At 72.7% G+C, this 20,252-nt stretch carries 21 protein-coding genes and 1 pseudogene; 14 read left to right on the top strand and 8 right to left on the bottom strand.

Annotated elements, in window-relative coordinates; translation table 11 throughout:
- Positions 1 to 126 precede the first annotated feature (126 nt).
- Together ABZT47_RS18560 and ABZT47_RS18555 are read left to right on the top strand one after the other, a co-directional pair.
- Positions 127 to 1,359: a serine hydrolase domain-containing protein gene (locus ABZT47_RS18560; RefSeq protein WP_354843058.1), complete on the top strand. Its 1,233-nt coding sequence runs from the start codon at positions 127 to 129 to the stop codon at positions 1,357 to 1,359.
- The gene (locus ABZT47_RS18555; RefSeq protein WP_354843055.1) at positions 1,347 to 1,970 is read left to right on the top strand and encodes a hypothetical protein; all 624 of its coding nucleotides are present in this window, start codon (positions 1,347 to 1,349) and stop codon (positions 1,968 to 1,970) included. Before ABZT47_RS18560 ends, ABZT47_RS18555 begins: the two co-directional genes overlap by 13 nt.
- 172 nt (positions 1,971 to 2,142) lie before the next feature.
- Here ABZT47_RS18555 and ABZT47_RS18550 read toward each other — a convergent pair whose 3' ends face one another.
- Together ABZT47_RS18550 and ABZT47_RS18545 are read right to left on the bottom strand one after the other, a co-directional pair.
- On the bottom strand, positions 2,143 to 3,129 hold the full coding sequence (locus tag ABZT47_RS18550; RefSeq protein ID WP_354843052.1) for an NAD-dependent epimerase/dehydratase family protein: 987 nt from the start codon (positions 3,127 to 3,129) through the stop codon (positions 2,143 to 2,145).
- Positions 3,130 to 3,260: 131 nt separating this feature from the next.
- Positions 3,261 to 3,800: a nuclear transport factor 2 family protein gene (locus ABZT47_RS18545; protein ID WP_354843049.1), complete on the bottom strand. Its 540-nt coding sequence runs from the start codon at positions 3,798 to 3,800 to the stop codon at positions 3,261 to 3,263.
- A gap of 426 nt (positions 3,801 to 4,226) precedes the next feature.
- Between ABZT47_RS18545 and ABZT47_RS18540 the strand changes: the two are divergent.
- Positions 4,227 to 4,442 (top strand): annotated as a pseudogene (locus ABZT47_RS18540) (IS256 family transposase); the annotation flags it as partial.
- Between the two features lie 33 nt (positions 4,443 to 4,475).
- The gene (locus ABZT47_RS18535) at positions 4,476 to 4,877 is read left to right on the top strand and encodes an NUDIX domain-containing protein (RefSeq protein WP_354843046.1); all 402 of its coding nucleotides are present in this window, start codon (positions 4,476 to 4,478) and stop codon (positions 4,875 to 4,877) included.
- Between the two features lie 62 nt (positions 4,878 to 4,939).
- Here the strand turns inward: ABZT47_RS18535 and ABZT47_RS18530 are convergent, their stop codons facing one another.
- Positions 4,940 to 5,698, bottom strand: a complete 759-nt coding sequence (locus tag ABZT47_RS18530; RefSeq protein WP_354843043.1) for an SDR family NAD(P)-dependent oxidoreductase — start codon at positions 5,696 to 5,698, stop codon at positions 4,940 to 4,942.
- A 62-nt stretch (positions 5,699 to 5,760) separates the two neighbouring features.
- Here ABZT47_RS18530 and ABZT47_RS18525 point away from each other — a divergent pair, with 62 nt between their 5' ends.
- Positions 5,761 to 6,237, top strand: a complete 477-nt coding sequence (locus ABZT47_RS18525; RefSeq protein WP_354843040.1) for a MarR family transcriptional regulator — start codon at positions 5,761 to 5,763, stop codon at positions 6,235 to 6,237.
- Positions 6,238 to 6,415: 178 nt separating this feature from the next.
- Here the strand turns inward: ABZT47_RS18525 and ABZT47_RS18520 are convergent, their stop codons facing one another.
- On the bottom strand, positions 6,416 to 6,904 hold the full coding sequence (locus ABZT47_RS18520) for a hypothetical protein (protein ID WP_354843037.1): 489 nt from the start codon (positions 6,902 to 6,904) through the stop codon (positions 6,416 to 6,418).
- Positions 6,905 to 7,178: 274 nt separating this feature from the next.
- Positions 7,179 to 7,514 (bottom strand): hypothetical protein, encoded by a 336-nt coding sequence (locus ABZT47_RS18515; protein ID WP_354843034.1) that lies wholly within the window; start codon positions 7,512 to 7,514, stop codon positions 7,179 to 7,181.
- A 511-nt stretch (positions 7,515 to 8,025) separates the two neighbouring features.
- On the opposite strand from ABZT47_RS18515, the gene ABZT47_RS18510 reads away from it, so the two are divergent.
- The 8 genes from ABZT47_RS18510 (at position 8,026) to ABZT47_RS18475 (ending at position 15,833) form a co-directional block, all read left to right on the top strand.
- Positions 8,026 to 8,328: a hypothetical protein gene (locus ABZT47_RS18510; RefSeq protein ID WP_354843031.1), complete on the top strand. Its 303-nt coding sequence runs from the start codon at positions 8,026 to 8,028 to the stop codon at positions 8,326 to 8,328.
- Positions 8,321 to 9,343, top strand: a complete 1,023-nt coding sequence (locus ABZT47_RS18505; protein WP_354843028.1) for a peptidase — start codon at positions 8,321 to 8,323, stop codon at positions 9,341 to 9,343. Before ABZT47_RS18510 ends, ABZT47_RS18505 begins: the two co-directional genes overlap by 8 nt.
- A 318-nt stretch (positions 9,344 to 9,661) precedes the next feature.
- Positions 9,662 to 10,900 (top strand): MFS transporter, encoded by a 1,239-nt coding sequence (locus ABZT47_RS18500; protein WP_354843025.1) that lies wholly within the window; start codon positions 9,662 to 9,664, stop codon positions 10,898 to 10,900.
- A gap of 235 nt (positions 10,901 to 11,135) precedes the next feature.
- Positions 11,136 to 11,279, top strand: a complete 144-nt coding sequence (locus ABZT47_RS18495; protein WP_354843022.1) for a hypothetical protein — start codon at positions 11,136 to 11,138, stop codon at positions 11,277 to 11,279.
- A 97-nt stretch (positions 11,280 to 11,376) separates the two neighbouring features.
- Positions 11,377 to 12,486, top strand: a complete 1,110-nt coding sequence (locus ABZT47_RS18490) for a ThiF family adenylyltransferase (RefSeq protein WP_354843019.1) — start codon at positions 11,377 to 11,379, stop codon at positions 12,484 to 12,486.
- Positions 12,474 to 13,712, top strand: a complete 1,239-nt coding sequence (locus ABZT47_RS18485; RefSeq protein WP_354843016.1) for a hypothetical protein — start codon at positions 12,474 to 12,476, stop codon at positions 13,710 to 13,712. The genes ABZT47_RS18490 and ABZT47_RS18485 overlap by 13 nt, the downstream gene beginning before the upstream one ends.
- A gap of 379 nt (positions 13,713 to 14,091) precedes the next feature.
- A complete protein-coding gene (locus ABZT47_RS18480; RefSeq protein WP_354843013.1) occupies positions 14,092 to 15,258 on the top strand; it encodes a molybdopterin-dependent oxidoreductase in 1,167 nt (388 codons plus the stop codon).
- Positions 15,255 to 15,833: a hypothetical protein gene (locus ABZT47_RS18475; RefSeq protein ID WP_354843010.1), complete on the top strand. Its 579-nt coding sequence runs from the start codon at positions 15,255 to 15,257 to the stop codon at positions 15,831 to 15,833. Before ABZT47_RS18480 ends, ABZT47_RS18475 begins: the two co-directional genes overlap by 4 nt.
- 105 nt (positions 15,834 to 15,938) lie before the next feature.
- Here ABZT47_RS18475 and ABZT47_RS18470 read toward each other — a convergent pair whose 3' ends face one another.
- Both ABZT47_RS18470 and ABZT47_RS18465 read right to left on the bottom strand, forming a co-directional pair.
- On the bottom strand, positions 15,939 to 16,670 hold the full coding sequence (locus ABZT47_RS18470; RefSeq protein ID WP_354843007.1) for a TIGR04282 family arsenosugar biosynthesis glycosyltransferase: 732 nt from the start codon (positions 16,668 to 16,670) through the stop codon (positions 15,939 to 15,941).
- Positions 16,667 to 17,323 (bottom strand): glycosyltransferase family 2 protein, encoded by a 657-nt coding sequence (locus tag ABZT47_RS18465; protein WP_354843004.1) that lies wholly within the window; start codon positions 17,321 to 17,323, stop codon positions 16,667 to 16,669. The genes ABZT47_RS18470 and ABZT47_RS18465 overlap by 4 nt, the downstream gene beginning before the upstream one ends.
- Positions 17,324 to 17,675: 352 nt before the next feature.
- Between ABZT47_RS18465 and ABZT47_RS18460 the strand changes: the two genes are divergently transcribed.
- The gene (locus tag ABZT47_RS18460; protein WP_354843001.1) at positions 17,676 to 18,926 is read left to right on the top strand and encodes an anhydro-N-acetylmuramic acid kinase; all 1,251 of its coding nucleotides are present in this window, start codon (positions 17,676 to 17,678) and stop codon (positions 18,924 to 18,926) included.
- Here ABZT47_RS18460 and ABZT47_RS18455 read toward each other — a convergent pair.
- Positions 18,897 to 20,123: an MFS transporter gene (locus ABZT47_RS18455; RefSeq protein WP_354842998.1), complete on the bottom strand. Its 1,227-nt coding sequence runs from the start codon at positions 20,121 to 20,123 to the stop codon at positions 18,897 to 18,899. The two genes, ABZT47_RS18460 and ABZT47_RS18455, sit on opposite strands and share 30 nt — an antisense overlap.
- Positions 20,124 to 20,252: the final 129 nt, after the last annotated feature.

Below are 20,252 nucleotides of genomic sequence, written 5' to 3'. Positions count from 1 at the left end.
GGGGTCGGTGCCGGACGCCGGCCGGTCTCCGACTTTTGTCGCAGGCGCCTGTGGCCGCGATGGCGATGCGGCCGCACTCTCGCCGGCCGCATCGTGGATGGCCTCGACAAGGTCAGGAGCCGTCCCGTGTATGTCTTCCGTTCGCTGCTCGTCGCGGTGTGCGCGGCGCTGGTGATCCTCGTGCCGCGTTCCGCCGCGGCAGCCATCGACATTCCGGAGGAACGTGCTCTGGCAGATTTCTTCGACGCCGCGATGACGGACGGGCTGTCGGCCGGCCACGTGCCGGGTGCGGTCGTCTCGGTGGTGGGCGGTGGGAAGATGCTCTTCAGCAAGGGGTACGGACTGGCCGACGTCGAGAACCGCAGGCCCTTTGACCCGGGCACCTCAATGGTCCGGATCGCCTCGATCACCAAGCTGTTCACCTGGACCGCGGTGATGCAGCAGGTTGAACAGGGCAAGCTGGACCTGAAGGCGGACGTGAACCGCTACCTCACCGCGTTCCGTATCCCCGCGACCTACCCCCGGCCGATCACGCTGCAGGACCTGATGGACCACACGGCCGGGTTCGAGGACCGCACGATCGGCGTGGGGGCGCGGAGCGAGGACGACGTGCCGCCCTTGGGGAACCATCTCGCCGACAACATGCCCGCGCGGGTGCGCCCGCCCGGCGAGGTGTCGGCGTACTCGAACTATGGGGCGGCGCTGGCCGGATACATCGTGTCGCGGGTGAGCGGGCAGCCGTACGACCAGTACGTGCGCGACCACATCCTCGACCCGCTCGCGATGCGGCACAGCACGGCCGCCGAGCCCGTCCCCGCCCCCTTGGCCACTGATCTGGCGCGCAGCTACGACTACGAGGGCGGGGCGTATCGGCGCAAGCCGTTCGTCTTCGACAACCTCGCCCCCGACGGGTCGATCAGTGCCACCGCGAACGACATGGCCCACTTCATGATCGCCCACCTGCGGGAAGGACGCTTCGACGACCAGTGCATCCTCGACGGGCCGACGGCCCGGCTCATGCACCGGCGGACGTTCGCGGCCGATCCGCGCATCGACGGGTACGCCCACGGGTTCAAGGAGCAGACGCTCAACGGGCATCGCGTGATCATGCACGACGGCGGCTGGGAGGGCTTCCAGAGCGCGTTGCTGCTGGTGCCCGACGCCGACCTCGGCCTGTTCGTGTCCACGAACGGTCTGGGCGGGGCCGACGCCTTTACCAGGATCATTCCTGCCTTCTTCGACCGCTTCCTGCCCGGAAAGCGCGCCGTGCCCGACGGCGGTGCTTCCGTCATGCCTGTTGAAGGCTTCTACAAGCTCACCGGTCCGCCGAGTCCAGCATCGAGAAGGTGGTCGCCCTGACCGATTCCACCTCGCTGCGGGTGGAGGGCGGGAAGCTCAGCTTCAGGGGCTCGACGTGGAGCCCGCTGGGGCCCGGGCTGTATCAGCAGAACGGCGGCACGCAGCGGCTGGCGCTGGTGACCGGCGGGAGCGGTGTCGCGTACGTGGCCACGGACGGCCCCGCCTACCAACGCGTCCCCTGGTGGGACACCCCGCCGGTCAATGTCGTCATCGTCCTGCTGTTCGCCGTCACCGCCCTGACCGCCGTGCTAGGCCTGCCGGTGGCCGCTGTGGTCCGCCGGGTCAAGAAGCGTCCCGTTCCGCGTGTCTGGCGCGCCGGGCGTGTCCTGACCGGGCTCGCCGCCGCGGTCGGACTGGTGTTCGTGGTGCTGTTCACGCTGGTCCTGACCGGCGACACGAGCATCCTGTACGGCGTGCCCACCAACGTTCAGGTCCTCCTGGTGCTGCCGCTGCTGGTCCTCGCACTCACCGTCGCCGCGATCGCCGCCACAGTGAGGGCCTGGCGGCGCGCGGGCGTCCTGGCCCGCGGCCACCAGGTGGTCGTGCTGGCGGGACTGCTCGCCCTCCTCTGGTTCTGCCGGCACTGGAACTTGCTCGGCTGGCACCTGTGATCACTCGACCGCCTGGCTCAGCAGGCTCCGGTAGGAGATCTCTCGCACGGTCCTGGCCGATCCGGCAGTAGATCGCAGCTGCCTGCATGGGTCACATGGATGCACGCTCGTCGGGACCGGCGCGCGGTTACCCGGCGGGCGGCGTCATGACTCGGTTGGAGGTAGTGACTGATCAGGCGAGGGGGGCGTTGGCGAATTCCTTCATGCCTTCGGGGAAGGCGATGGCTGCTTGGAAACCGAGTTCTTTGGTGGCTCGGTCGGGGGAGGCGACGATGTGGCGGACATCGCCGAGTCGGTGGTCGCCGGTGACGACCGGCTCGGGGCCGCCCCGCGCGGCGGCGAGCGCGGTGGCCATCTCGCCGATTGTGTGGGGCTCGCCGCTGGCGACGTTGTACGCCGTCACCGATCCCGGCGTGCCACCGGCCAGGGCGGCGAGGTTCGCCCGGGCGACGTCCCGGACGTGCACGAAGTCGCGCCGTTGCCGGCCGTCCTCGAACACCTTCGGCGCGCGACCCGCTTCCAGGGCGGAGCGGAAGATCGCCGCGACGCCGGAGTAGGGGGTGTCCCTGGGCATCCGCGGCCCGTACACGTTGTGGTAGCGCAGGGCGACCGCCGTGCCGCCGGTCTCGCGGGCCCAGTTGGCTGCCAGGTGCTCCTGGGCGAGCTTGGTGGTGGCGTAGGCGTTGCGCGGGTCGAGCGGGGCGTCCTCGCCGATCGTCGCGGAGGTCACCGGGGAGTCGCACCCAGGGCAGCGCGGTTCGAACAGCCCTCGGGCCAGGTCGCCGGCGAGGCGCGGGCCCGGTCGGACCCGCCCGTGCCGCGGGCAGTCGTAGGCGCCCTCTCCGTAGACGACCATCGAGGAGGCCAGCACCAGGCGGCGCACGTCATGCCTGGCCATGGCCGCCAGCAGGACGGCGGTGCCGTAGGCGTTGACCGAGGTGTAGTCGGGCAGGTCGGCGACGTCCACGCCGAGCCCGACCTTGGCCGCCTGGTGGACCACCGCCTCCACCCCGGGGAGCAGGCGGTCGAGGACGGCGTCGTCGCGCACGTCCTGCCCGCTGCGCAGGTCGAGACCCGCCACGTCGTGCCCGGACTCCGTCAGCGCCTCGACGACATGACTTCCGATGAACCCGGCCGAACCGGTCACGAGTACCCTCACCCGGCCGAGCGTAGGCCGAAGCCCGCCTGCTGCGGCGTCGGCGATCCTAAGCCGTTCGCACACCGTAAGAAGTCCTGTCCGACGCCGGGACACCGTGGCGGCCCGCTTCGGATTCCCAATGGCGGTCGGGCTCAGCCGGCCGGTGGCGGTGCGGGCCCGTCGGCACGGAGAGCCGGGCGGACCGTGTGGCGGTGTGGGCCCGTCGGCACGGGGAGCCGGGTGGACCGTGTGGCCGGTGGCGGTGCGGGCCCGGTGTCACGGGGAGCGGGGCAGTCCGGCGCGGCCGGTGGTGGTGAGCGCTCGGCGGCACGGGCCGGGGGCGGGGCGTGTGTGCCCCATCCTGAGACGACGAGGTCGCCGTCCAGGACGAGGACTTCGCAGGACCGTCGCCCGTCCTGGTGGCGGAAGTTGATGACGACGCAGTCGACGCCGGCGTAGACCCCGAGCAGGTCGAAGCGCAGCCCGGGGTTGCGCCGCAAGCCCTCCGCCCAGTACGCCCGCAGCGCCGCGCTGCCGCGGATGACGCCGTGCGAACCCTCGACGAGCCGGACCGCCAAGGGGGAGCGGAACACCACGTCGTCGGCGTAGCGCGTCATGATGCGGTCGAGGTCGTGGGAGTTCCAGTCGGCCACCCAGGCGTCGGCGAACGCCTGCGCGCGATCGAGGTCCATGGCGCGATTCAAACACGGTGACTGTGGCGCCGGCATTCGCCCGGTCGGCCGGGGTGCCGAGGGCGCCAGGGAATGGCTGGTGTGCTGTACAGGAACGTTCACCGGGTCGGGCGCCGTAGTCGGCGCCGGCATCGCCGTACTGCGACTCGCCGACCCGGCGCCGATTACATCCAGCACATACCGGGGTGGGAGCTGCGCTGGGTGGGGGTGTTGGGTGTGGAGCTGCGCTGGGTGGAGCTGCGCTGGGTGTGGAGGTGCGCTGGGTGGAGCTGCGCTGGGTGTGGAGGTGCGCTGGGTGGGGGTGTTGGGTGTGGAGCTGTGCGGGGTGGGGGTGTTGGGTGTGGAGCTGTGCGGGGTGAAGGCGTCCGGGGTGGCGGAGTTGCGGCCGGTGGAGGTGTTGGGGGTGGGGGCCGCGCGTGGTGGGCTGTCGATTCGACCTTCGCCACGGTCCGGCATCGGATCAAGGTCACCAAAGGGCCGGGTTCCCGCGCTGCCGGGCTGGCCATGGCCCTCAAGCTGATCGAATCCGCCCAAGCCCGCGGGCGCGCGGTCAACGCACCCCACCTGGACGCCCTCGCCCGCGCCGGAGCGGTCTTCACCAATGGGAAACTCCTCGAACGCCCCGACGACCTGGCCGCCTGACCCACCCCTCTGCCCCGACCACAGGAGCACACGGTGAACAACACCATCGACAAGATCGCCTGGATCCACCTGGACAACGGCAAGATCCTCAGCACCCGGTCACGAGGCAAGAACGCCTACTACATCCCCGGCGGCAAACGCGAACCCGGCGAAACCGACCTCGACACCCTCATTCGCGAGATCGACGAGGAACTCTCCATCACCATCATCCCCGCCACCGCCACCCACGTGGGCACCTACCACGCCCAAGCACACGGCCACGCCGAGGGCATCACCGTCCAGATGACCTGCTACACCGCCGACCATCACGGAGTACCGACGCCCAGCAGCGAGATCGAAGAAATCACCTGGCTGAGCTACGCCGACCGCGACCGCGTGTCCCCGGTCGACCAGATCATCTTCGATCACCTACACCAGACCGGACAACTTCACTGACTCGGCGACACCCAAACCGACCCACAGGTATTGACCACTGCTCGAGGTGTGGGGTGAGCGGGTCAGCGGGTCAGTTGTCGGCCACCGGCTATGGAGAGGGTTTCGCCGTTGATGTGGCCGTTGGCGGCTGAGCCCAGGTAGGCGACCGCGCTCGCGACGTCCTCGGGGGTGCAGATGCGTCCTGTCGGTGTTTTCGCCCCCTCGGCGTCGACGGCCTGCCGTCCCATGCCGGGCCAGTTCAGCGCCCGGTCGGTCAGGGTGAAGCCGGGCCGGACGACGTTGGTGAGGACGCCGTGCCGTGCCTCGCGGGCGGCGAGCACCTTCGCGGCCGTCTCGATCGCCCCCTTGACCGCGGGATAGGTCACGGCCGCCGGCATCGGCTGCTCGACCACGTCGGAGGAGATCAGCACCAGCCGTCCCCACCCGGTATCCCGCATGCGGGGAAGGACGGCGTCGACCAGGGCCATCGTCCCGGTCACGTTCGCGATCAGGCCCTCGCTGAGGATGTCCCAGGTGTCGGGCGCCATCGGCGGCCAGGCGACGGCGTTCGCCACCAGGACCGCGATGTCGCCGAGTTCGCGTTCGACCTGGTCGGTCACCGCCCGGGCCGAGTCGCGGTCGCGCTGGTCGATGCGCACCGCGATCGCCTTCCCGCCCGCCTGGGTGATCGACTCGACCACGGCGCGCGCGTTGTCCTCGTTGCCGTGCCAGCCCGCGGCGACCAGAGCGCCCTCCTGCGCGTACGTCGTGGCGATCGCGGCGCCGATGGCGCCGGACGCCCCGGTGACCAGCACGACGCGACCGTTGAGCCCGAGATCCATGGCTGCTCCCTAGTAGTTAGTCGGCTATCTATTAGCCGACTATACATCGATAGGATGGGGGCATGGACAGCAGTGAGGTCATGCGCGTCAACCGGGCGCTGAACAAGATGAGCAAGCTCTACCGCGCCGCGAAGGCGCGCAAGCTGGCGGCGCTCGGGCTGCACCCGGGGCAGGACGTGCTGCTGTGGCTGCTGGTCCAGGAACGTGACGGCATGACGATCTCCGAACTGGCGGCACGGCTCGGCATCGAGCCGCCGACCGCCACTCGCAGCCTGGCCCGCCTGGAGTCGGGCGGGTGGTTCCGTCGTGAGCCGGTGCCCACCGATCGCCGCCAGGTGCGCATCGTGGTCACCGAGGCCGGCCACGAGCTGGTGCCCGCCATCGAACGCGTGTGGACGGAGCTGGCCGAGCAGACGCTGGGGGAGGCGAGCGGCGAGCAGCGCGAGATCGTGCTGAGCGCGATCGAGGACGCCAACGACCGGCTGCGCGGCCTTGTCGGGGGCGAGGATCAGGCCCAGGCCGTCCTGGCCGACGAGTGAACCCCCACTCCCTGGAGATCATATTCGAACCTGTGTACGAGTCTGTGGAAACTGTGGACAACTCTCGTACGGCAGGACGGCAGGGACAGGACCACAGGACCACAGGACGGCAGGCCGAGAGAAGACGGAACGGCCGGCGGCCGCGGCGCCGGGGGCGGCGGCCGCCGGGACCACCGGGTCAGGGAGTGACGACGGCGAGCTTGTCGACGTAGTCCTCGGTGACCCAGAGATTGTCGTCGGAGGCGACGGTGAGCTGTAGCGGCCCGGCGACACTGGTGGGCAGGGAGTACTCGGTGAACACGCCCGCCGTGGTGACCTTGCCGATCTTGTTGCCGGCGTTCTCGGTGAACCACACGTTGCCGTCCGGCCCGGAGGCGATGCCGACGGGGGTGGCCGGGCTCGTCGGGATGGAGATCTCGTTGATGGTCGGCGTCAGCGCGGATCGCTCCGCGCTCGCGCCCCGCCGCTCTCGGGGCTTGGGCGGGATGGAGCAGCGGATGTGCTTGTGACGGGGCTGCAGCTTGAGCTTCAGGCAGAGCTTCACCCACGGACGCGGGGGCGAAGGCCGGTGCGGCGGTGCGGTGGACGCGGCGGCCGGCATGTGGGCCGCCAGGATCAGCGCCATGACCATGAGCTGATATCCCAGCGATCTGGGGCTGCGAGGCATGACATTCCTTCCGCGGAACATGTGAGTGCACTGATTTATTCGGCGGCTCGAATGCTCTCGGTGCCATGGCGTCATGCTCGATGCGCGGATCTCACCGGCAGTGGGCGTCGAACGCTCCGTCACGAGCCGTCCGGGTGAATTGCCACCGCGGTTCGGCCCAGCCGGTGCAACTATCTCCCGGCGCCGGGGCCCCGCCTCCGGCGCGTTTGTTCGTGGCCGGTCAGGAGTCCGCCAATAGAGAAAGAGAATGCGGCTCCGGCGGAGAAAGTCGCGATCAGGCGACCGCGTGGGTGATGACGCCGGTGTAGACGCCCGTCTGGACCGAGACGGGGATGGTCACCACCAGCGTCGGCTGCCAGCTGGTGGTGGCCGCCAACGGCGATTTGGTGCCCTTGAAGGCGACCACCGGCGACGACAGCGGGACGCGCTGGGCCGCGGTGGGTTGTCCAGGAGTCCGGGTGCCGGCGCCGGAGGAGGCGGTGGTCGGTCCGGACCAGTAGGCGATGTTGCCTTTCGAGATGGTCTGTGACGCCGTTCCGGCGCCGGTGGTGAAGTCGGTGGCCGAGACCGTCGCGGTCCAGGAGGCCGACCCGGTGCGGGAGTCCTCCACGGTGACCGTGCCGAGGCTTGAGCTGATGGTGCCGTCGAGGTTACCGGCCCCGAGGTTCGCCGTGCGGGCACGGTGATCGTCAAGGTGTTCGCCAGCGCCGCCCTTCCCTGCCGGCGCGCCGGACGCGAGCCGGCGTCCCCGGTCTCCGCCCTGCCGGCACGGGGCCGGGGCCGGCGGGGTGGCGGCTCTGAGAGCGGGACCTCTCGCGGCGGCTCGGTCGCCTGCTCCGGCGACGGCTCGACGAGCGGCCCCCTGAACGGCTCGTCGGACGACGTGGCGAACGGCTCGTCGGACGGCGCGGCGAAGGGCGCGTCGGACGGCGCGGACGACGGCCCGCGAGACGGCTGGACCGGCGGCCCGGCGAACGACGGGAGCGGAGGGATGGACGGGGGCGGCGGGGACGGCTCGGAGGTGGGCTGGGTGGACGGAGAGTGCCAGGCCCGGACGGGCGGCGGCTCCGATGTGGGCCGGGTGGACGCGGCGTACCATGCCCGGGCCGGAGGCGGCTCGGATGTGGGCTGGGGGGACGGGGAGTGCCACGCCCGGGCCGGAGGTGGCCGGAGGCGGTCCGGCGGCTCAGGAGTGCTGGCCGTGGTCGGGGCCCGCCACCGCCACGACCGGCACCGGAACGTTCGTCCCCGGCCAGGAGAGCGCCGCGGCGGCGGTGACGCTGGACCAGCCGCGCACCGCGTTCAGCAAGACCACCGGCTCGGGCAGCAACTCCGCCACCTGGAACCCCACCGTGATCGTCAGCATCCCCGCCCAGGCCGTGGCCGGCACCTACACGGGCACGGTGAGCCACCTCGTTGCCTGATCAGCTGTCCCGGCGCGCCCGCGCGTCGCTGCTCATGCTCATCTTCGCGGCCTGCGCGCCGATCGCCGCGCACGCCGGCGCCACGACCGCCGATCCACCCGCCCCGGGCGGGCGGATCGGCATCGGGGTGGCCGAGATCCCGGCCAGCCGGCTGGACGACCCGCGTGCGCGCGTCTACATCGACGACCACGTCAACCCCGGAACCACCTTCACAAGGGCCCTGAAGGTCTTCAACTTCTCGGCGAAGACCCGGAACATCACGCTGCACGCCGGCGGTGCGGCCATCAGGAACCATCGCTTCACCTTCGCGCCGCCCCCGGCGGGCAACGAGCTGACCTCCTGGATCCGCCTGAACCGGACCAAGCTCGACCTGCACCCTGGTGGCAGCGCGCTGGTGAGGGCGACCATCGCCGTGCCGGCCTGGGCGAGCGAGGGAGAGCGGTACGCCGTGATCTGGGCGAGGGTCGCCTCGCCCAAACCCGGACCGGGGACCAACATCGCCCTGGTCAACCTGGTGGGCGTCCGCGCCTACCTGCACGTGGGCCCGGGCGGCGAACCGGCCACGGATTTCGAGATCGGCCAGGTACACCCCCGCCTCGGGGCGGACGGCGACTACCGGGTCGTGGCGACCGTGACCAATACCGGACATCGTGCCATCGACGTGCAGGGCCGGCTGTACCTGTTGGAGGGCCCCGACCGACTGAAGGAGGCCGGTCCGTATCCCATCGCCCGGGGCACGACCCTGGCCCCCGGCGAGGAGGCGGAGGTCACCGTGCCGCTCGGTCGCGGCGTGCCCGACGGACGGTGGAAGTACCGGCTCACCGTGCAGAGCGGCCGGGTCAGCCGGACCGCGACCGGCACGCTGACCCTGTCGCGCCGGCCGGCCGCCCCCCACCGGGCGCTCGCGCTGCTTCCCCTGCTGGTCACCGGCCTGGGGTGCGCCGCGCTGACACTGATCGCGGCCATCGCGCACCGCCGGGTGCGCGAACGCGTGTCCGGCCACCAGGCCGGGTGATCGCCGGTCGATGACCGGTTGACGGCCGCGTGACGGCCGGCTGGCGGCCGGTCGGCGGCCGGTTGACGGCCGTCTGAGGCCGGTTCCCGCGACCGAGGCAATCCGTGTCCGGCGACCGGTATCGCGGTCGTGGCCGGGACCCGGCGACGGCGCCGCCTGGCATGGCCGGAACGCGGAAAGGTGCGCAAGAATGAGGCGAGCCGCCGGAGAAAGCCGAAACAACCTCCCTTGCGGGTTCTGACTCATCGAGGTTGATTTCGTGGCATGCGCACTCGTGTGGGGAAAGTAAATCGTCCTACTCGTCCCGTAGATGGTTCTGTGACGAGAAATCGGGAGTTCCGTCTGCTGTGGCTGAGCTTCACCATGTCGGTGGCGGCCGACCAGATCTTCCCGGTCACAGTGACCATCGTGGCCCTCAACGCGGGGGGCACCGCCTCGACCGTCGGCGCGATCTTCACCGGCCGGTGGGTCGCGCTGATCGTGTTCTCCCTCCTGGGCGGGCTGTGGGCGGACCGGCTGCCGCGCCGGACGGTCATGATGGCCTCGCTGGCCTTCCAGTGCTGCGTGGTCGCCGTGGGACTGCACGGCGGCGGCCCTCCGTGGCTGCTGGCGTCCCTGGTCTTCCTCGTCGGGGCGGCGGAGGCGTTCCACCGGCCCGCCTACCAGGCATGCCTGTCGTCGGTGCTCACCCCCGCGCAGCGCCCGGCGGCGGCGGCGCTGATGGCGGTCTCCTGGCGGCTCGGGGCCATCGTCGGACCCGGCCTCGGCGCGTACATCGTTACCGCCTGGTCTCCCGGCATCGGGTTTCTCGCCGTGATGACGGCCTACCTGCTCGCCCTGCTCCTCCAGCTGCCGCTGCGCGAACCGGCCGTCGCGCCGGCGCGGCGGTCCTCGGCCGTCCGGGAGATCGCCGACGGCCTGTCGGAGGTGTCGCGACGGCCGTGGGTCCTGGGAGGCACCCTCGCCATGGCGTTCCAGCACATGCTCGCCATCGCTCCGGCGCAGGTCATGCTGCCCCTGGTCTCCCGCGAGGCCTTCGGCGGCGACGCCGTCTACGGAGCCGCCCTCGCCCTGCTGTCGGTCGGCGGCCTGGTGGGCGGGCTGATCAGCATGAGGTGGAGACCGAGCCGGCCCGGGGTGGCCGCGATCTGCGGGGTCGCCATGTACGGCGCCGTGCCGCTCGCGCTGACCTGGCCGGCGTCGCCGCTGCTGCTGTACGCGTGCTACATCGCCGCCGGTGTGGGGCTGGAGATCTACGGCGTGCAGTGGGCGGTGAACCTCCAGCGGGAGATCCCGCCGGAACGCCTGGCCAGGGTTACCTCCGTCGACTGGCTGGTCTCCTCGATGATGACGCCCCTCGGCCTCATGGTGACCGGCCCGGCGAGCGCGGCGGTCGGCCGGTCGACGCTGCTGGGGCTGAGCGCGCTGGCCGCGTTCGCCGTGCCGCTCGCCACCCTCTTCCTGCGCGGAATGCCGCGCTTCAACAGCGACCTGCCCCCGGCCGGCGCGGAGCGCATTTCCGCGGAGGCGGCGCCCGCCCCGCTCGGAACGCCCTGACTTTCCCGGCGGCGCCCGCGTTCTCAGAACCCGTGACGTTTTCCGAATTACGGCGGGACCGGAATGCGGCCGAAATTTGTGCCGGTCCGCCATATTGTGAAACCTCGACAAGAAAGGATCTATCGCTCTGATTGCCGGCGATCTATTCTGAGGGGCGGTCGGACGGCCGTCGATCAGGTCAAAGAGTCAGCAAGTCGGCAAGTCAGCCGAGCGTGTCGACGAGAAGAGGCAACTCGTGAGCGACATCAGAGACTTCGACGAGAACCACGAGAACAAGGCCGCAGAGGACCCCTGCTCCACCGACGCCGTGAAGATCGAGATCCGCAGGCTGGACCGCCTCGAGACCACCGAACGCCTCAGCAACCCCTCCGGGTCCTGACCGGCCCCTACCGGCGGAGCCGCGACCGGGCCTCGCACGCGCCCGACCGCGGCTCCGCGCCCCCCTCGGCGTCCACGCCTTCACCGGGGAGGCCGCGTTGCGGTTGCCGAGAGTGAAGCCCGAGCACGCGCCCTACCGTCTCGGCGGCGGCCTGGTCCGCATCGGCGGCGACGTCTACGGGCTGGCCCACGAGATCAAGGACCCGAACGGCTGGGTGTGGACCGCCCTCGAGGCGATGAACGGCACGCGTACCTGCGCCGATGTCACCGCCCTGCTCCTGGCCGGCTTCCCCGGGCTGACCCGGCGCGACGCGGAGTCGATCGTCGCCCAGCTCCTCGGTTCCGGCCACATCGAGGACGCGGGAACGGCGGAGGCGCCCGAACTGACTCCGCGCGAGCGCGACCGGTACGGCCGCGGTCAGGCGTTCTTCCGCTGGGCGGACCTCACCCCGCGGGAGCACGGCTGGGACGCCCAGCTCCGGCTGCGCCGCTCGCGCGTCCTGGTGATCGGCGTCGGCGGCGTGGGCGCCTGCGCGGCGCAGGCCCTCGCGGCCTCCGGGGCGGGGGTGCTGCGCCTGGTCGACGACGACCGGGTCGAGTTGGCCAATCTCAACCGCCAGCTCCTGTTCACCGAGGCCGACATCGGCCGTCCCAAGGTGGAGGCCGCCGTCGAGCGGCTGAGCAGGCTGAACTCCGACATCGAGGTGTCGGGCGCCGTCCTGCGCGTCCGGAGCGAGCAGGATCTCGCGGCCCTGCTGCCGGGGTTCGACGTGCTGGCCATGTGCGCCGACGAGCCCAAAGGAGAGGACGGCATCCGCGTGTGGGCCGGCCGGGCCTGTTTCGCCGCGGGGATCCCCTGGGTGGGCGGCGGCTACAGCGGACCGCTGGTGACCACGGGCGTCTTCGCCCCCGGCCGCGGAGCCTGCTACGAGTGCATGCAGCGCATCGAGGACCGCAGGCGCGCGGGCCCCGGTCACGGCCCTCCAGGGGCCGCGGGCCGTCCCGTCCACCTCGGCGGTCCCGGCGTGATCGCCACCTCGGCCGGGATGTGCGGCCACATGGTCGCCCATGGGGTCATCCGGCTCATCACCGAGGTCCCGCCGGTCACGGCCTGCTACATCCAGGGCACCAACCTCGTCGCCCCGGAGCAGCCGATCTTCGGCGAGTTCCCGCACGGCGAGCCGGGGTGTGCCGTATGCACGCGGTGACGGGAGCCTCCCGCGTACGGCTCCACCGGCTCAGAACGCGTCGCGACGGTTCCGGCTGGATCATCGGGCGGGTCGAGACCGGCACGTTCGCGTCCTTTCCCGACATCGGCCGGACGGTGATCGACCTGCTGGCCGAGGGCCGGACGGTCGACGAGGTCGCGGCGCGGGTCACCGCCGAGACCGGGACGAGAGTCGACGTGGCCGACTTCTGCGCGGCGCTGACCGACCTGGGGTTCGTGGCGGGCATGGACGGCCGGCCGGTCGCGGACACCGGGCGGCGAAGGCCCTCGCTCCCCTGGCTGCAGCCGCGCCACGTCCGGTGGACGCTGAGTCCGGCCGTCCACGCCGGGGTGGGGTTGGTGGTCCTGTGCGGGTTGGTGGTCCTGGCCGTCCGGCCGGAGGTCATGCCGAGTCCCGGCATCATGGCCTGGAGCCGGTTCGGCACCGTCTCGCTGCTCACCCAGGTCGCCATCACCTGGGGACTGGTGCTGCTGCACGAGCTCGCCCATCTCGGCACGGCGCGGGCGGCCGGGGTGCCCGGGCGGATCACCCTCGGCTCGCGCCTGCAGTTCCTCGTCGTGCAGACCGACGTGTCGGGGGTCTGGGGCGAGGACAGGCGCGTCCGGATGAGCGCCTACCTCGCCGGCATGGCGCTGGACGCGGCCGTCATGGCGGCCGGGCTGACGGTGCTCGCCGTCTGGCCGGGCAAGGGCGGCCCGCACACCATTGTCGCCATCGTCGTCCTGACCCAGATCGACGCGCTGAGCTTCCAGTTCCTGGTGTTCATGCGGACCGACCTCTACTTCGTCGCCCAGGACCTCGCCGGGTGCCGCAACCTGTACGGCGACGGCGTGGCGTACGGGAGGTTCCTGATCGGCCGCCTGGCGAGAAGGGGTGGGGCGAACCCGCTCGCGGGCTTCCCGCGACGCGAGCGCGTCGCGGTGCGCCTCTACACGGTGCTGCTGGTGGTGGGCACGGCGGCCTGCCTGACCGTGGTCGCGACGCTCATGCTCCCCGCGCTCGCCGCCATCGCGGGGCCCGCGATCGGCACGCTGGTCAACGGCGGCGAGGCGCCGGCCGTCGTGGACGCGGTGGCGGTGGTGGCGGTGCTGGCCGGCGTCCAGGGCCTGTGGGCCTGGACGTGGTGGCGCCGGCACGGGCGGAAGGTCCGCCGATGGTGCGCGTCCGCCGCGGCGGCCCTGACGCCCTCCCGGCGGCACGGCTGACCCTCTGCCGGGCCGATTCCTTTCGCGGGCACAGCGTGCTCCGTATCTCCCCTTGGCGACGAAATTCCACCATGCGGTGAATCGACCTCTCGATCGCCGGCGCGAGCGTATTCAGAAGCCGTTATCCCACGACCGGCCCGCCATTTCGGCCGTTGCCTCCCGAGAGGCCGCTTCATGTCCGTGCCGGCGCCGAAGTCCAGGTCAGCGGCTCACAAGCTGGTCAAGGCCCCCGATCGCGTCACAGGTTCGTAAGAATCGGTGAATGCCTTCCGCTGTAAGGTCGCAGAAGTGATCGAACAGTGCGGCGCGCGCGGCCGGCCGGTGGAAATGGCCGACGCCGGAATGCGGGCGCGCGAGAACACCGGAGCGAGGCGGGACGATGGTTCGCCGTAGTGACGGGAAAAGCCTGGAGCGCCGGGCGGAGGAATTCGTGCGCGGCGTGTCCGGGCGCTTCAGCAGCGGGCTGCACTCCGAGCGGACGGCCGCTCAGCTCGGCGTGTGGCTCGGCCTGAGCTTCACGGTGGCCTTCGTCACCGGGCTGGTGAGCCACTTCATGCAGCATCCGCCGGCCTGGCTGCTGTGGCCGTCCCGGCCGGTGAACCTGTACCGGGTCACGCAGGGAGCGCACGTCATCGGCGGGCTGGCGACCATCCCGTTGCTGCTGGCCAAGCTGTGGACGGTCTACCCGCGGCTGTTCCAGTGGCCGCCCTTCCGGTCGGCGCCGCAGGCCGTGGAACGCGCGCTGGTGCTCGCGCTGGTGGGCGGATCGCTGTTCCAGCTCGTCACCGGGCTGCTGAACATCTCTTACGCGTACCTGTGGCCGTTCTCCTTCACCGCGGCGCACTACTGGACGGCCTACCTGGTCTACGGCGCGCTGGTCATCCACGTGGTGAACGAGTGGGCCAAGGTCCGCGCCCGGTTCTGGACGCGGGAACCGGTCGGACCAGGCGACATGGCCCGGCGGCGGTTCCTCGCCACGGTGGCGGCGGCCTCGGGCGTCACCGTCCTGGTCACGGTGGGCGAGACCTACCCGCCCCTCGCCCGGTGGGCCGTGCTCGCGCCGCGCGGCCCGCGCATCGGCCCGCAGGGCGTCCCGGTGAACAAGACCGCGGCCGCGGCCGGGGTGAGCGCGGTCGCCGCGGACGCGGGATACCGGCTCACGGTCACCGGGGCGGTGCGCACTCCCCTGTCCCTCACCTACGCCGACCTGTTGCGGTGGCCGCAGCACACCGCCCGGTTGCCGATCTCGTGCGTGGAGGGCTGGAGCGCGGAGGCGGAGTGGGCCGGGATCCGCCTGCGCGACCTGCTCGCCCGGGCGGGTGCGGCCCCGGACGCCGTGGTCACGGTCGAGTCGCTGGAGCGCGGCGGGGCCTACCGGTCCAGCGAGGTGCGCTCGCCGCACTGGGGCGACCCGCTCACCTTGCTGGCCCTGCGCCTCAACGGCGCCCCGCTCGCCCCCGACCACGGCTTCCCCCTGCGTCTCATCGCGCCGAACCGGCCCGGCGTGCTGCAGACCAAGTGGGTCACCGAGGTGGTGGTCACATGAACCGGCCGGACGGCACCTCTCCCGACGCCCGCACCGAACCGGGCGACTCCTCCCTCGCCGCGATGACAGGGCCCGACGGCGCCTCCGCCGGCGCCGTGCACGGGCGGGACGACGCTTCGCGCGCCGGCTCGGGCCGGTGGCGGTGGGCGGGGTACGGCGCCGGCGGCGCGCTGGTCGTCGTCGGGCTGGCGGGTCTCGCGGCGGACGCCCACCACACCGACCCCCTCGGCTGGGCCCTGTGGTTCGGCGGGCTGGTCGCCGCGCACGACGGCGTCCTGGCGCCGCTGGTCGCGGCGGTCGCCGTGCTGACCGGGGCGGTGCGCGAGCCGTACCGGTTCTGGGTGCGCGCCGCGCTGGCCGTGGCCGGCGTGCTCGGCCTGCTCGCGTTGCCGATGGTGCTGGGCATCGGCCGCAGGGCCGACAACCCGTCGCTGCTCCCGCTGGACTACGGGCGCAACCTGCTCCTCGTGCTGGCCGCGGTCGCGGTCGCCGCAGCGGCGGCGATGGCCGCGGCCCGGCTGCGAGCCCGGCGAACCGGACGGGCGCGGCCCTTCCGGCGCCGGCGGACGCACTGAGAGCGGGCCGTCCCCGGCTCAGTCCATACGGTGGGGACGATCTCGCCCGGTGAAGACGGTGCAGACGGTCTCCGATTCGCGGAGACGGCGGGGACGATGTTCGGCTCAGTGGCCGCGAACCGGACGTCCGTCCCGCACGTCGCGCTGACGAACACTCCGCCGGTCGCGGGACGACCCCGGGGACGCGGCCGGCGCCACCTGGTGGCCGAGGGCTTCGCGCACGGTGGCCAGCGTCGCGGCGAACCGGGTGCCGGGCGCCGACGCCGCGACGTCGCAGGCGTCGGCGAAGGTGTCGACGTCGCGCAGTTCGGGCAGCACGGCCAGGCTCAGCCCGGCCTGGCGCAGGCGCCGTAGCTGGGCCGCTCCGGTGTGGGGCTGCGACATGGGCACGCCGAGCACCAGCGCCGGGTCCGGGCGGCGCAGGCCGAGCAGCCAGAACCCGCCGTCCGCGGCGGGCCCGTACACCGCGTCGTGCGAGGCCAGCGCGGCGCGGGCGGCCTCCAGCAGGGGTGCGGTGAGCTGCGGGGTGTCCATGCCGACCAGGACGGTGGGCATCGCGTGCGGCCGGCCGGCGTCGGTGAAGGCCGCCGCCAGCCGCTCGTCCAGCCCGGCCCCGCGTTGCGGGATGACCGTGAACCCATGGGGCAGCCAGGGGCCCGGCATCCCCTGCAGGGCGAGCACCCGGCGCGGCGTCCGGGTCGCCGCCACCGTGCGCAGGGTGTCCTCCAGGGCGGCGGCCGCAAGCCGGGCGGCCTGCTCGGCCGTGCACGGCGGGCAGAGCCGGGTCTTGACCCGGCCCGGCAGCGGTTCCTTGGCGATGACCAGGACCTGGGTCACGCGTTCTCCCGCATGACCCGCCGCATGTCGCCGATGGCGCGCACCGTCCCGCGCACCGTGCCCGTCACCTTGGAGCGTCCCGCGCGCGGGAGGTAGTCCACCTCGGCCTCGGCGATCCGCCAGCCGGCCGCGGCGGCGCGCAGCACCATCTCCAGCGGGTAGCCGAACCTGCGGTCGCTCAGCCCCAGGGCGAGCAGCGCGTCGCGGCGGGCCGCGCGCATCGGGCCGAGGTCGTGCACCCCGGCCCCGGTGCGGCGGCGCAGCCGGCGGGCCAGCAGGGCGTTGGCGGCCCGCGCGTGCGGCGGCCAGGCCCCGGCCGAGCGGGTGATCCGCCGGCCGAGCATCAGGTCGGCGTCCCCGGCCGCTACCGGCTCGGTGACGCGCGGCAGTTGCCGCGGATCGAGGGAGGCGTCGGCGTCCATGAAGGCGACGATGTCGCCGGTCGCGGCCAGCAGCCCGGCATGGCAGGCGGCGCCGAACCCGCGCCGCGGCTCGACGACCACCTGTGCCCCGAACCCGGCGGCGACCTTCACCGAGCCGTCCGTCGAGCCGTTGTCCACCACGATGGGCCGGCAGCCGGCCGGCATGCGCTCCAGCACCCAGGGGAGGGCGGCCTCCTCGTCCAGGCATGGCAGCACCACGTCGATCTCCATGGGCCGACGCTAAGGCAGGCGCGGCCCGGAGATTCTTACGGTGTGGTGACGTCGCCCCAAAATAACCGCTGGTCAAGAAGTGCCGGTGGGCATGGCGGGGGATCGGGCCGACTGGTTCGCGGGATCGCGCCGCTGAGACCCGCGGCGCCCGCGACGCGAACGGGACGTGGACCCTTCACCCGACGCCTTCCGCCCGGGTCGGGTCAGGCGTTGCGGGTACTACCTGTCAGGGGAAGGGCGTCTTCGCCCGGAACAGGGGCGGGCCTCACCGCCGTTCTCCGGGGTCGCGCCGCCGTCGCTCCGGCTCACGCGGGGCGGTGGCCGGCCCGGAGTCGTACTCGGAGGGGGCGCCGTGAGGGTTCTGGGCATGATCTCCGGCACCTCCCACGACGGGATCGACGTGGCGCTGGTCGACTTCGACCCGGCCTACGACGGCGGCACGCTCAGCGGAGTCGTCGAGCTCACCACCGCCACGCCCTACCCGGACCGGTTGCGCGCCCGGCTGATGAACGCGCTGCCCCCGGCGGCGACCACCTTGGCCGAGGTGTGCGCGCTGGACACCCTCATCGGCCAGAGCTTCGCCGGGGCCGCCGCCGAGGCGATCGGACGGGCAGGGCCGGTCGACCTGGTCGTCTCCCACGGGCAGACCGTGTTCCACTGGGTCGAGGGCGCGCACGCTCTCGGCACCCTGCAGATCGGCCAGCCCGCGTGGATCGCCGAGCGCACGGGCACGCCCGTCCTATCCGACGTGCGCTCCCGCGACGTCGCGGCCGGCGGGCAGGGCGCCCCGCTCGTGTGCCTGCTCGACGTCCTGCTGCTGGCCGGGCATCGCGGCACGGCCGCCGCGCTCAACCTGGGCGGCATCGCGAACCTGACGGTGGTGCGCGGCCCCGGCGACGTCGCCGCCTACGACATCGGCCCGGCGAACGCGCTGATCGACGCGGTCGTGGTGAACCGGGGGCTGAACGAGCGCGGCTTCGACGAGGACGGGCGCGTCGCCGCCTCCGGCACGGTCGACGAGGGCCTTCTGGCGGTCCTGCTCGACCACCCGTACTACCGGCTGCCCCTCCCCAAGAGCACTGGCAAGGAACTGTTCCACCTGGGCCACGTCGAAGAGGCGATGGCCAGGGCGGGCGCCCGGCCGGGTTCGGCCGACCTCGTGGCGACCCTCACCGAGCTCACCGTCCGCACGGTCGTCCGGGAGGTGGCCGCGAGCGGCGCCGGCCTGCTCGTCGTCTCGGGCGGCGGTTGCCGCAACCCCGTGCTCATGGACGGCCTGCGCCGCGCGCTCCCCGGCGTGACCGTCCGGCTGAGCGACGCCTACGGCGCCCCCGCCGACGGCAAGGAGGCGATCGCCTTCGCCCTCATCGGCTGGCACACCGCGCACGGCCTGCCGGGATCGGTCCCCGCGGGCACCGGAGCGCGCGCCGCCCGCGTCCTGGGCACCGTCACCCCGGGCGCGGCGCCGCTCGTCCTCCCGTTCCCGGCCCGCGAGGCGCCGCGCGCCCTCACCCTGACCCCGCGGCGCCACGGGCCCGAGGGCGGTACCCGGGGCACCGGCCGGCACGGGGGCTCAGTCGGCGGCCGGCACGGGCCGGGGTGACTTCCGGACGCTGAGCAGCAGCAACGAGCCGACCGAGACGACCACCCCGACGGCGATGACCGGCACCAGGGCCGGGTACCCGAACCCGGTGGCCACCAGGCCGAACAACGGGGGGCCGAGCAGCGATCCGAGGCTGCCCGCCTGGGCCATCACGCCGTTGCCGACGTCGGCGTGGTCCAGACGCTCCAGCGTGAGAGGGAGTGCCGCGATGGCGAGCGCGCCCAGCAGCCCGTTCAGCACCGAGACGCCTCCCGCGCCGGCCAGCGCGCCGGCCGGCGAACTGCCGCCGCCGTAGATGAGCCAGGCGGCCGGTACCACCAGTAGCCCGGTCAGCGCCAGGACGCCGACAGGCGTGCCCCGGCGCAGCAGCACGCCCACCGCCAGCCCGCCGGCCACACCGAGCATCGAGATCACCGAGGTCATGGCGCCGGCGGCGGCGGCCGAGCGCCCGTACTGCTGGATCAGCAGCGTGGGCAGGAGCACGACCACCGGCATGGTCACCAGCACGATCAGGCAGAAGGCCCCCGCCAGGGCGACCGGTCGCGCCAGCGCCCTCGCCCCGGGGACGGGCCCGGACGCCGCGCGCCGCTCCGCCCCGCGCGGCAGGCGCAGCCAGACGGCCGGCGCGGCGAGGAGGGTCAGCCCGGCGATCAGCCCGATCCAGCCGCGCCAGCCCAGGGCGGAGCCGATCGCGCCTCCGGCCAGTGTGCTCACCCCGATGCCCACCGGGACGAACGTCGCCCAGATGGACAGGACGACGCCGCGGTCCCGCTCGTGGGCCAGCCGCAGGATCAGTGCCGGGCAGGCGACGGTGACCAGGATGTACCCGATGCCTTCGACGCCCCGGGCGGCCAGCAACCAGGCGAAGTCGCCCGCCGCCACGTTCGCCGCGCCCGCCACCGCGACGAGCGCCAGGCCGCCGACCAGCGACCTCTCGGCGCCCAGGCGGCGGACCAGGTATCCGGCGGGCAGGCCGGCGACGGCCCCCACGCCCACGACGGCCGAGATCACCCAGCCGAGCTGCGGCAGCGACAGCCCGAGCTGGGCCGCCACCGCCGGCCCGACCGAGGCGAACTTGCCCAGGCTCATCGCCGTGACCACCCCGGCGAGGTAGACGACGGCGATCGTCGCCCATCGCGTGCGTCCTTCGGAATCCTCGGGTCGCCGTGATCGGTCCGTCGTTGGCCGGGGGCTCATGAGGGTTCTCCTTCGCGCGACATCGCGACGGCCGGACGCGCCATGTCGCGACGGCCGGCGGGCTTACCGGACGGTTTTCCGACTGCGGAAGGACGCCGCGCGCCCGGCACGTTCCCCTCCGATCGGACG

The organism is Sphaerisporangium sp. NPDC005289 (genome assembly GCF_040607455.1).
GTDB classification, from domain to species: Bacteria; Actinomycetota; Actinomycetes; order Streptosporangiales; family Streptosporangiaceae; genus Sphaerisporangium; species Sphaerisporangium rhizosphaerae.
This window is presented reverse-complemented; position numbering and strand designations above follow the sequence as displayed.

What these genes read in the sequence shown, in the direction of transcription:
- ABZT47_RS18545 (WP_354843049.1), bottom strand. Translation starts at nt 3,800, where the DNA reads ATGGACCTCGATCGCGCGCAGGCGTTCGCCGACGCCTGGGTGGCCGAC.
- ABZT47_RS18530 (WP_354843043.1), bottom strand. Translation starts at nt 5,698, where the DNA reads ATGGATCTCGGGCTCAACGGTCGCGTCGTGCTGGTCACCGGGGCGTCC.
- ABZT47_RS18525 (WP_354843040.1), top strand. Translation starts at nt 5,761, where the DNA reads ATGGACAGCAGTGAGGTCATGCGCGTCAACCGGGCGCTGAACAAGATG.
- ABZT47_RS18520 (WP_354843037.1), bottom strand. Translation starts at nt 6,904, where the DNA reads ATGCCTCGCAGCCCCAGATCGCTGGGATATCAGCTCATGGTCATGGCG.
- ABZT47_RS18510 (WP_354843031.1), top strand. Translation starts at nt 8,026, where the DNA reads ATGTGGGCTGGGGGGACGGGGAGTGCCACGCCCGGGCCGGAGGTGGCC.
- ABZT47_RS18485 (WP_354843016.1), top strand. Translation starts at nt 12,474, where the DNA reads ATGCACGCGGTGACGGGAGCCTCCCGCGTACGGCTCCACCGGCTCAGA.
- ABZT47_RS18480 (WP_354843013.1), top strand. Translation starts at nt 14,092, where the DNA reads ATGGTTCGCCGTAGTGACGGGAAAAGCCTGGAGCGCCGGGCGGAGGAA.
- ABZT47_RS18475 (WP_354843010.1), top strand. Translation starts at nt 15,255, where the DNA reads ATGAACCGGCCGGACGGCACCTCTCCCGACGCCCGCACCGAACCGGGC.
- ABZT47_RS18465 (WP_354843004.1), bottom strand. Translation starts at nt 17,323, where the DNA reads ATGGAGATCGACGTGGTGCTGCCATGCCTGGACGAGGAGGCCGCCCTC.
- ABZT47_RS18455 (WP_354842998.1), bottom strand. Translation starts at nt 20,123, where the DNA reads ATGAGCCCCCGGCCAACGACGGACCGATCACGGCGACCCGAGGATTCC.